The 13,510-nt window shown below is 63.7% G+C and carries 15 protein-coding genes; 5 read left to right on the top strand and 10 right to left on the bottom strand.

The annotated features are described in order from the left end of the window. Nucleotides 1-40: 40 nt before the first annotated feature. A complete protein-coding gene (locus DH08_RS19060) occupies nt 41-670 on the top strand; it encodes a TetR family transcriptional regulator C-terminal domain-containing protein (RefSeq protein WP_192180799.1) in 630 nt (209 codons plus the stop codon). 13 nt (nt 671-683) lie between these two features. Here the strand turns inward: DH08_RS19060 and DH08_RS19055 are convergent, their stop codons facing one another. Next, on the bottom strand, nt 684-1,556 hold the full coding sequence (locus DH08_RS19055; RefSeq protein WP_192180798.1) for a helix-turn-helix transcriptional regulator: 873 nt from the start codon (nt 1,554-1,556) through the stop codon (nt 684-686). A 101-nt stretch (nt 1,557-1,657) separates the two neighbouring features. On the opposite strand from DH08_RS19055, the gene DH08_RS19050 reads away from it, so the two are divergent. Both DH08_RS19050 and DH08_RS19045 read left to right on the top strand, forming a co-directional pair. Continuing rightward, on the top strand, nt 1,658-2,497 hold the full coding sequence (locus DH08_RS19050; protein WP_192180797.1) for an SDR family NAD(P)-dependent oxidoreductase: 840 nt from the start codon (nt 1,658-1,660) through the stop codon (nt 2,495-2,497). Next, complete coding sequence (locus DH08_RS19045; protein ID WP_192180796.1) at nt 2,494-3,216, top strand: SDR family oxidoreductase; 723 nt, start codon at nt 2,494-2,496, stop codon at nt 3,214-3,216. Before DH08_RS19050 ends, DH08_RS19045 begins: the two co-directional genes overlap by 4 nt. Before the next feature lie 35 nt (nt 3,217-3,251). Here DH08_RS19045 and DH08_RS19040 read toward each other — a convergent pair whose 3' ends face one another. The 7 genes from DH08_RS19040 to DH08_RS19010 all read right to left on the bottom strand — a co-directional run bounded on the left by DH08_RS19040 (nt 3,252) and on the right by DH08_RS19010 (nt 8,914). After that, nucleotides 3,252-3,746 carry a DUF3592 domain-containing protein gene (locus DH08_RS19040; protein ID WP_192180795.1) on the bottom strand — a complete coding sequence of 165 codons (495 nt, stop codon included), beginning with the start codon at nt 3,744-3,746 and terminating at the stop codon, nt 3,252-3,254. Nucleotides 3,747-3,842: 96 nt separating this feature from the next. Beyond that, nucleotides 3,843-4,220: a DoxX family protein gene (locus tag DH08_RS19035; protein ID WP_192180794.1), complete on the bottom strand. Its 378-nt coding sequence runs from the start codon at nt 4,218-4,220 to the stop codon at nt 3,843-3,845. 58 nt (nt 4,221-4,278) lie between these two features. Further along, on the bottom strand, nt 4,279-4,737 hold the full coding sequence (locus DH08_RS19030; RefSeq protein ID WP_192180793.1) for a carboxymuconolactone decarboxylase family protein: 459 nt from the start codon (nt 4,735-4,737) through the stop codon (nt 4,279-4,281). Nucleotides 4,738-4,741: 4 nt separating this feature from the next. Continuing rightward, nucleotides 4,742-5,263, bottom strand: a complete 522-nt coding sequence (locus DH08_RS19025; protein ID WP_192180792.1) for an RrF2 family transcriptional regulator — start codon at nt 5,261-5,263, stop codon at nt 4,742-4,744. A gap of 130 nt (nt 5,264-5,393) precedes the next feature. Continuing rightward, complete coding sequence (preA, locus tag DH08_RS19020) at nt 5,394-6,707, bottom strand: NAD-dependent dihydropyrimidine dehydrogenase subunit PreA (protein ID WP_192180791.1); 1,314 nt, start codon at nt 6,705-6,707, stop codon at nt 5,394-5,396. 2 nt (nt 6,708-6,709) lie between these two features. Further along, the gene (locus tag DH08_RS19015; RefSeq protein ID WP_192180790.1) at nt 6,710-8,074 is read right to left on the bottom strand and encodes an NAD(P)-dependent oxidoreductase; all 1,365 of its coding nucleotides are present in this window, start codon (nt 8,072-8,074) and stop codon (nt 6,710-6,712) included. A gap of 111 nt (nt 8,075-8,185) precedes the next feature. Then, the gene (locus tag DH08_RS19010; protein WP_192180789.1) at nt 8,186-8,914 is read right to left on the bottom strand and encodes a gamma-glutamylcyclotransferase; all 729 of its coding nucleotides are present in this window, start codon (nt 8,912-8,914) and stop codon (nt 8,186-8,188) included. A 177-nt stretch (nt 8,915-9,091) separates the two neighbouring features. On the opposite strand from DH08_RS19010, the gene DH08_RS19005 reads away from it, so the two are divergent. After that, nucleotides 9,092-9,868: a VOC family protein gene (locus DH08_RS19005; RefSeq protein WP_192180788.1), complete on the top strand. Its 777-nt coding sequence runs from the start codon at nt 9,092-9,094 to the stop codon at nt 9,866-9,868. A 72-nt stretch (nt 9,869-9,940) separates the two neighbouring features. Here DH08_RS19005 and DH08_RS19000 read toward each other — a convergent pair whose 3' ends face one another. Then, nucleotides 9,941-10,429, bottom strand: coding sequence for a hypothetical protein (locus DH08_RS19000; RefSeq protein ID WP_192181039.1), 489 nt, complete (start codon nt 10,427-10,429; stop codon nt 9,941-9,943). A 210-nt stretch (nt 10,430-10,639) separates the two neighbouring features. Here DH08_RS19000 and DH08_RS18995 point away from each other — a divergent pair, with 210 nt between their 5' ends. Continuing rightward, a complete protein-coding gene (locus tag DH08_RS18995) occupies nt 10,640-11,032 on the top strand; it encodes a DoxX family protein (RefSeq protein WP_192180787.1) in 393 nt (130 codons plus the stop codon). Between the two features lie 21 nt (nt 11,033-11,053). On the opposite strand, the gene DH08_RS18990 is transcribed toward DH08_RS18995, so the two are convergent. Next, a complete protein-coding gene (locus DH08_RS18990) occupies nt 11,054-13,480 on the bottom strand; it encodes a GcvT family protein (protein ID WP_192180786.1) in 2,427 nt (808 codons plus the stop codon). Nucleotides 13,481-13,510: the final 30 nt, after the last annotated feature.

Raw genomic sequence — 13,510 nt, 5'->3', positions numbered from 1 at the left:
ATGTCCCGCGCAGCCGCGGCCGACAAGGATGACGGAGACGATGGAAGGCTCAGCTCCCCGCCGCACCCGCATCCAGCAGGAAAAGCGCGAGCTGATCCTGGAAGCGGCGCTCGAAGTCTTCTCCACCAACGGTTTTCGCGGCTCCACCATCGACCAGATCGCCGAAGCCGCCGGCATGTCGAAGCCGAACCTGCTCTACTATTTCCGCCGCAAGGAGGACATTCACGAAACGCTGATGGAGCGGCTGCTCGCGACCTGGCTGGCGCCGCTGCGCGAACTCGACGATATCGGCGATCCCCTGACCGAACTGCGCAGCTACATCCGGCGCAAGCTCGAAATGGCGCGCGACTTCCCGCGCGAGAGCCGTCTGTTCGCCAACGAGATCCTGCAAGGCGCGCCGCGCATCATGCCGCTGCTGGAAGGCGAGCTGAAGACGCTGGTCGACGAAAAGGCGGCCATCATCAAGGGCTGGATGCGCGCCGGCAAGATTGTCCGCACCGATCCCTGGCACCTCATCTTCTCGATCTGGGCGACGACGCAGCACTATGCCGATTTCGATGTCCAGGTCCGCGCCGTGCTCGGCCCCGACCGCGGCGGCGACGGCCGCTTCGAGGACGCCGCCAGGTTCCTGGAGCAGCTGTTCATCGAAGGGCTGAAGCCGAAAGGCTAGCCTCGGGCGGAAATCAGGCGCTGCGCCGCTCGGCCGGCAGCGCCTCCAGCAGTTGCTGCAGCTTGGCGATCGAGTTCTGCTCGGCGAGCGGCGTGTAGACGATCAGCCTCATGTCCGAGCCGTCATCGATCGAAAGGCTCATATGCTCGAAGGCCATCGCGCCGGCGATCGAGTGCCGGACATGCTTCACCCCCGATAATTTCCGCGCCACATCGCGCTGCGGCCACCACGCCCGGAATTCCGGACTTGAGCGTGTCATCAACTCGATCAGCCGTTCGAAATCCGGATCGCCGACATATTTCGCACTCTCGGCTCGGAACGAGGCAAGCACCGAGCGCGCCAGTTGCTCCCAGTCGACAAGCAGGCGGCGATGGTGCGGGTTGGTGAACACCATGTGGACGATGTTGCGGGCATCACCGTCCAGCAGGTCATAGTCACCGAAAACGGCGACGGCCGCCGGATTCCAGGCCAGCACGTCCCAGCGTCGCCCCACGACATAGGCTGGCTGCAGGACGAGGCTCTGCAGCATGTGCAGCAAGAGGCCGTCCACTTTTTCCGGCGTCACGGCACGACGCTCAGGCTGCTGGCGGCCGGCAAGCGTGAACAAATGCCGCTTCTCGGCGGCATCGAGCCGCAGCGCCTCGCACAGCGCGGTCAGCACCTCCACGGAAGGACGCACGTCCCTGCCCTGCTCCAGCCAGGTGTACCAGGTCGTACCGACGCCGGCGATCATAGCCACCTCCTCGCGGCGCAGGCCAGGCGTGCGCCGCCTCTGGCCAGCAGCGATGCCGGTGGCCGACGGCGACAGCCTTTCGCGGCGCGAACGCAGAAAGGCCCCTAGCTCGCGCCGGCGACTGTCTTCGGGAGACTGTGCGGGAGCATCCATAAGCCCATTATAGCAGTATCGATACCAGGATAAAGTTTGAACTGTTTGCGCCGCGCCCGGTGCCCCATCTTGCGTTCAGAGCAAACGTGGAGGCTCCAGGCATGGAACTGAAAGACAAGACCGTTCTCATCACCGGATCGACCGACGGTGTCGGCCGCGTCGTCGCGGAAAGGCTGGGCGCTGAACGCGCCCGCGTTCTGGTGCATGGCCGCGATGCGGCGCGCGGCAAGACGTTGGTCGCCGAAATCGAAGCCGCCGGCGGCAAGGCCGAGTTTCTTGCCGCCGACCTCGCCTCGCTGGCTGAGGTCCGCCGCCTCGCTGAAGCGGTGCGCGCCAGGACCGACCGGCTCGACATCCTCATCAACAATGCCGGCATCGGCACCGCCGGCGCGAAACGACAGGTCAGCGCCGATGGCTGCGAATTGCGCTTTGCCGTCAACTACCTCGCCGGCTTCCTGCTGACCACAGAGCTTCTGCCGCTGCTTAAAGCGAGCGCGCCTTCGCGCATCATCAACGTCGCCTCGGCCGGCCAGCAGGCAATCGACTTCGGCGATGTCATGCTGACCCGCGCCTATGACGGCGTGCGCGCCTACTGCCAGAGCAAGCTGGCGCAGATCCTGTTCACCGTCGATCTGGCCGAGCAGCTGAAAGGCCCAGGCGTCACCGTCAACGCCCTGCATCCGGCGAGCTACATGAACACGACCATGGTCCGGCAGGCGGGCGTCACACCGTGGAGCTCGGTCGAAACCGGCGCTGAAGCCATCCTCAACCTCGCGACATCGCCTGATCTCAAAGGCAGAAGCGGCCTCTATTTCGATGGCATGCGGGAATCCCGCGCCGATGCGCAAGCCTATGACGTGAAGGCAAGACAGCAATTGCGGGAACTGAGCCTCGACCTCGTCGGCCTCGCTTCCACCACTTCGAAGGAAAAGCAGTCATGAGCGAGAAGAATGAACATGTCGTGATCATCGGCGGCTCTTCCGGCATCGGTCTCGCCACGGCGCAGAAGCTGCTTGGCCCGAACATGAGGGTGACCATCACGGGGCGCAACCAGGAAAGGCTCAACAGCGCCTGGCAAAGCCTTGGCGGCGCCGTCGACAAGGCTGCCTTCGATGCCACCAAGCCCGACGAGGTTCGCCAATTCTTCGATCGTACCGGTCCCTTCGATCATCTTGTCCTGGCCGCCAGCGGCGGCAAGGGAATTGGTCCGTTCGAAACGCTCGACCTTGCCGACATCGGCGGCGGCGTCGACGAGAAAGTCCGGCCGCAACTCTCATGCCTGCAGGCGGCCTTGCCGACCCTGAACAAGAACGGCTCGGTCACGTTCATCTCGGCGGTCTCGGCACAATTGTCGGCGCCGGGCGTCGCCGGCATCGCCGCCGTCAACGGCATGCTGTTGACGGTGGTGCCGATCCTGGCCGTGGAGCTCAAGCCGCTGCGCGTCAACGTCGTGGCGCCGGGCGTCATCGATACGCCCTGGTGGCATTTCCTGCCTGACGAGCAGCGGCAGGCGGTGTTCACCGAGTATGCCGGGAAAACGCCGGTCGGACGCATCGGCCGCGCCGAAGACGTTGCCGGCGCGATCGCCTTCCTCGTCTCCAACGGCTTCGTCACCGGCCAGGTGCTGACCTGCGACGGCGGGTTGCGATATGCCGCGTGAGCGGCAGGGCGAGGATGCTTTCCTGAGAGCGGGGCTCAGTTGGCTGTAAGGCCTGGCCAGAAGGCTAGCGCCATCAGGCCTGCCACGATCGTATACCAGAGCGCCGTGTGAGCCGCCTTCATGACCGGCCGCCCGGCTTCGCGCGCACGGCTCGGACGCTGGGGATCATACATCACCTCGACCACCGCCCCGACCGAACCGGTCGCGTCACTAACCGGCAGGTTCGAGTCGAAGCGCCAGATGTGCCCCTGGCGATCGGTGAATTCTATGGTCGGGGTGTTGGGCGCGTCGTCCGACATGTCGATCTTCACCACCTTGCCGGTCGCATAGGCACGGCGGCGGCGCAGCACCAGATCGCCATAGGTGTGGGGGACGACGAGCACGAGGACAAATACGCCGCACAGGAAGCACCAGATCTGCATGTCGCTCGGAGCATAGCCGAACACCTCGGCGAGCGCCCGAAACGGCGACAGCGCGTGGTGGAAGGCCTGCGCAACGCTCCCCCAGAAGCTGTTCCAGCTTTGCTCCATAAAGGCTCCAACAGCGAAACTGCGCCAATCCTACCAGCCATTCGCGACGAAGCGATTAATGCGGTCGGCGATTGATCCGGCAGCGCCGCCAACTCGTCAAAGCGGCTGCGCCATCAACGACAGGAAGCCGCCGGTCAGAGCGACATTGGCGACAAAGCCGTTGATGCGAGCCGCTCGCTCGGGTCCCTGATGATCCCAGAAATTGTCGAACATGATCGTGGCGACAACCAGGAACAGGATCAGGCCTGCGGCAGCAGGTGCGGTCCAGATGCCCACCACGACCAGTCCGCCGGCAACGACCTGCAGGGCGATGCCGACCCACAGCGCCAGCCCCGCCTGCGGTACGCCGCGGTCTGTTATCAGTTGGGTCAGGAAGGTCGCGTTCACGATGTTGCGCAGGCCGGCAAAAATGAAGGCGCCGCCAAGCAGCAGGCGGGCGGCAACCAGAATCTCATTCTGAAAACTTGCGAGCATGGTGCTGATCCTCAAACGAAAAGGCAAGCGGGCCTTGCGGCCCGCGCGCCGGCTTGGCTCAGGCGGCCTTCGCTGCTGGCATCGGATGAACGGCATGGAACGGCACGCAAAGCCGGTTCCAGGTATTGATCATGCCGATCGCGACAGACAGCTTGACCAGTTCCTCTTCAGAAAAATGCTCGAGCGTCCGTGCATAGAGCTCATCCGAGACACCGTTTTCGGCGATCTTGGTCACCGCTTCGGTCCAGGCGAAGGCGGCGCGTTCGCGCCCGGAAAACAGCGGCGATTCCTTCCAGGCGGAGACCAGATAGAGCCGCTGCTCGGTCTCGCCATCCCGGCGCGCCTCGCGGCTGTGCATCTCGACGCAGTAGGAGCAGCCATTGATCTGCGATGCCCTGAGCTTGATCAGGTGCAGCAGGCTTACCTCGAGCCCGCATTCGTCGACCGCCTTGTTGAGCACCGACACCGCCTTCATGATCTCCGGCGCCTTGGCGAAGAATTGCAGCCTCTGTTTCATCCTCTTACCTTTCACTCTTGCTTGGTTGAACTTTCTGCGGCCGCTGGTGGCGCTCGACGAAAGCACAGTTCGCGGCAAACGATCGCGGATCGGCATCGCTCTGATAGGCAGCGACGATATCGGAGAGTCGGGCCTCGGCGAGCGCGGCGCGATAGGCGCGCTCGGCCTTGAGCATCGCCGCATTGATGCCGCACGGTTTCACATAGGCGGAGGCATCGAGCCTGACCGGGCCGCGCTGGCGGATCTCGCCGCAGCGGAAGGCCGGCTCGCGACCTTCCACTGCCAGTACGATGTCGAGCAGCGTGATCCGTTCCGCCGGCCGCGCCAGCCGGTAGCCGCCGGCCGGTCCAGGCACCGATTCAAGAATGCCCTCCGCCGTCAGCATGTTGAGATGCTTCAGAAGATAGCTCGGCGACAGGCCGAAGGCCTCCGCCATCGCGGCGCCCGGCATGGTCGCCGCGCCATCCACGCCGGCGAGCATCGCGGCGCAGTGTATCGCCGCCTCAACGCCCTCACCCAGCTTCATCGTGCCGATTTCCTATTCATGGATATCTTTTATCATGGATAATTCTTATCCGCAATAGCCGTCGAAAAAAGCAGCGGCGCCCGCAAGCGCCGCTGCCTCATTGCCCTCGCCCTATGACGTTGAGGCAACCCTACTCCGCCGCCACCTTGGCCATCGGATTGTTCGGATGCGTCGTCCAGTTGGCATAGACCGGCGACACCGGCTTGCCGGTGCGCTGGTCCATCGCACCAGCCGCCAGCGGCTCCATGGTGATGCAGTTTTCCACGGGACAGACATTGACGCAGAGATTGCAGCCGACGCATTCGGCCTCGATCACCTCGAAGTGCCGCTTGCCGTCGACCATGCTGGTGATCGCCTGGTGCGAGGTGTCCTCGCAGGCGATGTGGCAGCGACCGCACTTGATGCAGGCGTCCTGGTCGATATGCGCCTTGGCGACATAGTTGAGGTTGAGATACTGCCAGTCGGTGACATTGGGCGTGGCCCTGCCGACGATGTCGTCGAGCGAGGCGTGACCCTTCTCGTCCATCCAGTTTTCGAGGCCGGCAACCATTTCCTGCACGATCTTGAAGCCATAGGTCATCGCCGCCGTGCATACCTGCACATTGCCGGCGCCGAGCGCCATGAATTCGGCCGCGTCGCGCCAGGTGGTGATGCCGCCAATGCCGGAGATCGGCAAGCCGCGCGTTTCCGGATCGCGCGCGATCTCGGCCACCATGTTCATGGCGATCGGCTTCACCGCCGGACCGCAATAGCCGCCATGCGAACCCTTGCCGTCGATGGTCGGCTGCGGCGCGAAGCTGTCGAGGTCGACGCCGGTGATCGAATTGATGGTGTTGATCAGCGACACCGCGTCGGTGCCGCCGGACAGCGCAGCGCGCGCCGGCTTGCGCACATCGGTGATGTTGGGCGTCAGCTTGGTGATGACCGGCATGCGGGTGTTCTGCTTGCACCAGCGCACCACCATCTCGATGTATTCCGGCACCTGCCCGACGGCCGCACCCATGCCGCGCTCCGACATGCCGTGCGGACAGCCGAAATTGAGCTCGATGCCGTCGGCCTCCGTCTCCTCGACCACCGGCAGGATCGCCTTCCAGGCATCCTCGACGCACGGCACCATCAGCGAGACGACGATGGCGCGGTCGGGCCAGTCCTTCTTGACCTGCTTGATCTCGCGCAGATTGACCTGCAGGTCGCGGTCGGTGATCAGCTCGATGTTATTGAGGCCAAGCAGACGGCGGTCCGCACCCCAGATCGCGCCGTAGCGCGGCCCGTTGACATTGACCACCGGCGGCCCCTCTTCGCCGAGCGTCTTCCAGACAACGCCACCCCAGCCCGCCTTGAAGGCGCGGATGACATTGTAGGCCTTGTCGGTCGGCGGCGCCGAAGCCAGCCAGAAGGGATTTGGCGATTTGATGCCGACGAAATTGTTACGGATGTCTGCCATGCTCATGCCCTCCCGTTCGAGGTCAGTGCCCGGTTGATGCTTTCCGCCGCGTCGCGGCCTTGCGCCACGGCCGAGACGGTGAGGTCGTCACCGCCGAAGATGCAGTCGCCGCCGGCCCAGACCTTCGCCAGCGAGGTGCGGCCTTCCGCATCGACCTTTATGCGGCCGGCTTCGAGTTCGATCGATGCCCCGCTGCCGTTGAGCGCGGCCGGGACAAAACTCTGGCCGATTGCCTTGAACACCTGGTCTGCAACGAGCATCAGCATCTCGCCGGTGCCGGCGAGCTTGTCGCCGTTCATTGCCGTGTATTCGAGCTCGATGCCCGACACCTTGCCGCCCTCGGCAATGACGCGCTTCGGCTGCAGCCAGTGGCGGATGGTGACGCCGTTGGCCGCGGCCAGATCCTGTTCGAAACCTGAAGCATTCATATGCTCCTGGCCACGCCGGTAGCAGATCGTCACCTCCTCGGCGCCGAGCAGCTTCGACTGCACCGCGGCATCGATCGCCGTCATGCCGCCGCCGATGACGACGACGCGCCGGCCGACCGGCAGGCCGGAAAGGTCGCTGGCCTGGCGAAGTTCGGCGATGAACTCGACCGCATTGGTGACGCCGTCGGCGTCCTCGCCATCGGCACGCAGCGCGTTGACGCCGCCAAGCCCCATCCCGAGGAACACGGCGTCGTAATTGCGGATCAGGTCCGACAGCTGATAGTCGCGGCCGAGCGCCTTGCCGTTCTGGATTTCGATGCCGCCGATCGAGGTCACATAATCGACCTCGGCCTGGGCGAAATTGTCGACGCTCTTGTAGGCGGCGATGCCATATTCATTGAGGCCACCGGCCTTCGGCCGCGCCTCCAGGATGGTCACGTCGTGGCCATGGCGAGCAAGCCGGTGTGCGGCTGCCAGTCCCGCCGGTCCGGCACCCACCACAGCGACGCTCCTTCCGGTCGGCTCCGGGCGCGGATAGAATTGCTTGTTCTCGCTCATCGCGACATCGGTGGCATAGCGCTGCAGGCGGCCGATCTGCACGGGCTTGCCTTCCGCCACCTCGCGCACGCAGACTTCCTCGCACAGCGTCTCGGTCGGGCAGACGCGAGCGCACATGCCGCCCAGAATGTTCTGGTCGAAAATCGTCTTGGCCGAACCGATCGGATTGCCGGTCGATATCTGGCGGATGAACAGCGGAATGTCGATCGAGGTCGGGCATGCATTCATGCACGGCGCATCGTAGCAGAAGTAACAGCGATCGGATTCGACCAGCGCCTCGTGATGATCGAGCGGCGGGTGCAGATCGGAAAAATTGTCGGCATATTGCTCGGATGACAGCCGGCCGCCGGCAATGCCTTCCTTGAAATGACCAGTCGCCATTCCGGTTCCCCTTGTTTTCGTTTGGGGAAGGCTAGCACGTTTTATTTTTTTATCAATTGGTCAATTTTCGGCCAACCCGCTGAAATCTTTCGAAAAACATGATAATTATAGTCATGTTATAGGAACTGCCGACACGGACTGAGCACTGGTCTCAACGTGGCCATGGATCGACCTGATCTCGTCCGCGACCAGCCGCTGCAGCCGCCACAGATTGCGGTCGCGAATGCCGAATTCTTCGAGGTGGCTGACGGTGTTGTAGAGGTACTCCGCGCCTGAGCCGACATGCCCGCAGGCGCGCGCCAGCACCCCTGCCACTTTCTCCAGCGGCTGGTTGAGCGAAGTGCCCCTGCCGGTCACCCCGACCCAGAAGCCCAGCGCCCTCAACATCCCTTGTGCCGTGCGCACCGGAACCCATCGCACCGAGCCGATGCTCTCGTGATCGTCGATCTCGCGCCGCAACAGCCTTTCGATCTGGGCCGGCTTTTCGCCTTCCGGCAGACGGTAGATCACGCCATCGCATCGCCCACCCCGTTCGAGCGCCATCATCAGGCCCGGCTGCGCCACGCTGCCGCGCCAGCGGACCATGTCGAGGCAGAAGGACCGATGCCAGCCATAGGCGGTGGCACGTTGCCGCTCGACGGACTCGAAGGCTGGCTTCCAGATCAGCGAGCCATAGGCGAACACCCATAACGGCCCCTCGTCGGCTTCATCAGACAGACGCAAGGCCAGAGTCCGGAAATCGTCATCGTTCAGTTGCGTCCAACTGCCATCAGGGCCGGGATCGGCCTCCTCCCGGTGGCACAGCGCGACAAGCTCCGACGTAAGCGACATCTGGCGCATGGATCGACAACCCCTCACTGGTAGCAAGGAAAGGCGAAAACCGCAGCCGAGGCAAGACTGGAACGACGGCGCCCTTGCCGTCCTCGATTTCTGGCCCAGATGTCGGATTTCTGTCGCGAGGATCGTCCTAGGATGGATCGACCGCGATCGATGCATGAAACGATGAGGAGACCGACAATGCCCAAATCCCCCATGCCCTTCTTCTGGTACGAGTTGATGACCACCGACCTCGACGCCGCTGAGGCCTTCTACACCGCAGTCGTAGGCTGGACCGCGCAACCTTTCGACATGGCGCCCGGTATGCCGCCCTACATCGTCATGAATGTCGGCGAGCGCGGCGTCAGCGGGCTGATGACCTTGCCGGAGGATGCCGCCAAGATGGGCATGCCGCCGGCCTGGCTCGGTTATATCCACACCAAAGATGTCGACGCCGCGACGCAATCGCTGAAGGACGCCGGCGGCGCGGTCCACCGCGCGCCCGACGACATTCCGGGCGTCGGCCGCTTTGCCGTCGTTGCCGACCCGCAGGGTGCCACCTTCATGCTCCTGCAACCCAACGGTCCCGACCAGCCGCCGGTGCCAGCCAGCACGCCCGGCCACATAGGCTGGCACGAGCTCTATACGTCAGACTGGAAGGCCGCCTTCGATTTCTATTCCGGTCAGTTCGGTTGGACCAAGGGCGATTCGATGGATATGGGGCCGATGGGCACCTACCAGACTTTTGGGGCCGGCCCCGAATCCGGCGGCGGCATGATGAACAAGCCGCAGCAGATCCCGGTGCCGGTCTGGCAGTTCTATTTCAACGTGCCTGCCATCGATGCGGCGGCCAAGCGGGTCACCGACAATGGCGGCAAGATCCTGATGGGTCCGATGGAAGTGCCCGGCGGCAGCTGGATCGTGCAGTGCCAGGATCCGCAAGGCGCACATTTCGCGCTGATGGCGCCGGTGCGCTGATCCGGCCCGATAGGCGTCGACACGGAAGGACTCTCATCGCGCCGCAGGTGCGATGAGAGCGGCGTCAGGAAATCATTCCGGCGCCAGCACCGCGACCTTGATGCTCTGTTGCTTGGCGCCACTGATCTGGATCGTGGCCGCGCCAGCGGGCAACTTGAAACGCACGCTCTTGCGGATGCCGGGACAGGTCTTCACGCCGCTGAAAGCCACGGACTTCATCGCCTGGCCGTCCTGAACGACATCGATCCAGGCCTCATCAGACAGACTGACCTGGAGCTCTCCCTCAGGCGGCACGGCCACGTTTGCCGTCGCGCCGAATGTGCCGGCGGCCGGCGCACGTTCCGGCGGCACGGCAAAACTGATCGTGTCGACCGCTGTGAGCATGAAATCCGCCGCTTGCCCGACTGTCAGGGCAGCGCCGGGCTGCGCGGCGGGCGCTGCCGGAAACAGCGCCTGCTCGCGTGTCACCGGCCATTTGAAGGCAGCACAGCCGGCGTCGTCGGCCATGGCGACGCTGGTGCCTGCAAGGATGGCGAATAGGCAGATGGCGACTTTTTTCATGGCAAAGGGAACCCCGCATGGTTTGGAATATCCACACACCAATACAACCATTGCGATAACAATGCAACCATAGAGAGAACAACACGAACGGGTCAGATTGGCGAACATTTCCAATCACCGATTGTTGATGGCAGGCCGTGGGAAGTGAATGGTCCATTGCCGGGCGATAATCTATGGCCGGGCCGAACGGTTGGAAAAATGGAGTTTTCGATGAAGCTTTTTGAAGGTCTCGCCAGATTTCAGCCGCAGGCGCTGGGCGTGCTGCGCATCATGACCGCGCTGCAGTTCATCGAGCACGGCTCGCAGAAACTGTTCAACTTTCCCGTCGGCGAGCATGCGGGCACCTTGACCGGGCTAACACTGACCGCAGCCATCCTTGAATTCGTCGGCGGCATCCTGCTGGCGCTTGGGCTTTTAACCCGGCCGGTGGCGTTCCTGCTCTGCGGCGAGATGGCGATCGCCTATTTCATGGCGCATTATCCGCGCGACTTCTTCCCGGTCAACAACGGCGGTGATGCGGCCATCTCGTTCTGCTTCATCTTCCTCTATCTGGTGTTTGCCGGCGCCGGCGCCTTCGCGCTGGACAACCGCCGCAGCGCCTGACGCGCAAGAGGATGCGTGCCGTCAGGCGCGCATCCTTTCGAAATTCGCATCGAACAGCGGCACAGGTTGCATGCGTGCGGCATGGCGCCTGCCCAGCAATTCGATCTCGAAACCGTCGCTCTCATCGGCAATCTCCTTCGGCACATAGCCGATGGCGACGGACTTTTTCGAATGATGCGCGTAGCCGCCCGAGGTGACCCAGCCGCGCACGGCGCCGTCGAACCAGATCGGCTCGTCGCCGATGACATCGGCATCGTCGGCTTCGACGATGAAGGTTCGCAAACGCAGCCTGCCGCCTTGCTTGCGCTCGGCAAGCGCCGCTTGCTTGCCGATGAAATCGGCCTCCTTGCCGTAGGCGACGAAGCGATCGAGCCCGGCCTCCAGCGGTCCGTAGATCGGCCGGTATTCGCGCGCCAACGAGCCGTAATTCTTCTCCAGCCTGAGCGAATTGAGCGCACGCGAGCCGAACAGGCCGATGCCGAATTCCTCGCCGGCCGCCATCAGCGCCTGGAACGCGGCGCGCTGATATTCCGGCGCTACCCACATCTCGTAGCCGAGATCGCCGGTATAGCTGACACGGCCCACCAGGCACGGCGCCATGCCGATGTCCATCCTGGCAATCGCCATGAACGGAAAAGCGGTATTGGAGACATCCGCCCGCGTCACCTTTGCCAGCAGCTCCCGCGCCTTGGGCCCGGCGATGGCCAGACCGGTGAGCTTCGGCCCCAGCGCTTCTATCCGGACAGAGCCGTCCACAGGCAGATGCGCCTCGAACCAACGCATATGGTATTGCTCGGCGATGCCGGAGCCGGCGATGAACCATTCGCCGTCGCCGAGATTGGCCAGCGTGAAATCGCCGATCAGCCTGCCATCCTCTTTCAGCATCGGCGCCAGCGTCATGCGGCCAGGTTTCGGCAGCTTGCAGGCAAGCAGGCGGTCGAGCCAGCTAGCTGCCCCCTCGCCCGTGACCTTGTATTTGGCAAAGTTCGAAATCTCCGCCAGGCCGACGCTGCCACGAACCGACGCGACCTCGCGAGCGACGTGGGAAAAATCGCTCGAACGCCGCCACGAGAATTCATCCTTGACGCCCTCAGGCGCATACCAGAGCGGCACCTCCAGCCCATAGGAGACACCCCACTGCGCCCCCTTGGCTGACAAAAGGTCGTAGACCGGCGTCGTCTTCAGTAGCCGCCCGGCGGGCAATTCCTCATTGGGGAAGCGGATCGAGAAGCGGCGAGAATAGTTCTCGCGCACCTTGGCATTGGTGTAGGCCATCGTCGCCCAGTCACCATAGCGCGAAACGTCCATCGCCCAGATGTCGGCACCCGGATCGCCCTCGATCATCCAGTTGGATAGCGCCAGGCCAACGCCGCCGCCCTGCGAGAATCCCGCCATGACGCCGCAGGCGACCCAAAAACCCGGCAGACCGCGCACAGGACCGACCAACGGATTGCCGTCAGGCGCAAAGGTGAAGGGCCCGTTGATGATCTGCTTGATGCCGGTGTTCTGGAAGGCCGGGAAATGCCGGAAGCCGACCTCCAGCGACGGTGCGATGCGGTCGATGTCCGGCTCCAGCAATTCATGGCCGAAATTCCACGGCGTCTGGAATTCGGACCATGGCTTGTTGGCCTTTTCGTAGGTCCCCATCAGCATGCCGCCGCGCTCCTGGCGCAGATACAGCTCGCCGTCGAAATCGACCGCGTGGATGATCTCGGTTCCGGTTTTCTGGTTCCAGGCGGCGACCTCCGGCATGTCCTCGGTGATCAGATACATGTGCTCCATCGCCAGCACCGGCAATTCCAGCCCGACCATGCGGCCAACCTCGCGCGCCCACAGACCGCCGGCATTGACGACATGCTCGGCCACCACCTCGCCCTTGTTGGTGAGAACGCGCCACAGCCCATCGGGGCGGCGCACGATGTCCTCGACCTTGGTGAAGCGTTCCACTTCCGCCCCAAGCTTCCTCGCTGCCTTTGCATAGGCATGGGTGACGCCAGACGGATCGAGATGGCCGTCTTCCTTGTTGCGCACCGCGCCGACGAACTGGCTGGGGTCGAGTAGCGGCATCAGTTCGGCCGCCTCTTTCGCCGAGATCTCCTCGAGGTCGATGCCGAGGTAGCGGCCCTTGGCGACGACGCCGCGCAGCCAGTCGAGCCGCGCCTCGGTGGCCGCCAGCAGCACGCCACCGGTCAGGTGCACGCCGGTCGCCTGTCCCGACAGTTCCTCGATCTCCTTGTAGAGAGAGATCGTGTATTTCTGCAGCTTGGCGACGTTGGGGTCGCCATTGATCGTGTGCATGCCGCCGGCAGCGTGCCAGGTCGAGCCCGAGGTCAACTCGTCGCGCTCGAGAAGCACGACATCAGTCCAGCCATGGCGGGCGAGGTGGAACAGCACGGAACATCCGACGACGCCACCGCCAATGACCACGACCTTTGCATGCGATTTCATGGTTTTCTCGTCATTTCAGTGAGTTGGACC

Origin of the sequence: Mesorhizobium amorphae (assembly GCF_014843845.1) — a bacterium.
Lineage (GTDB): Bacteria > Pseudomonadota > Alphaproteobacteria > Rhizobiales > Rhizobiaceae > Mesorhizobium > Mesorhizobium amorphae_A.
This window is presented reverse-complemented; position numbering and strand designations above follow the sequence as displayed.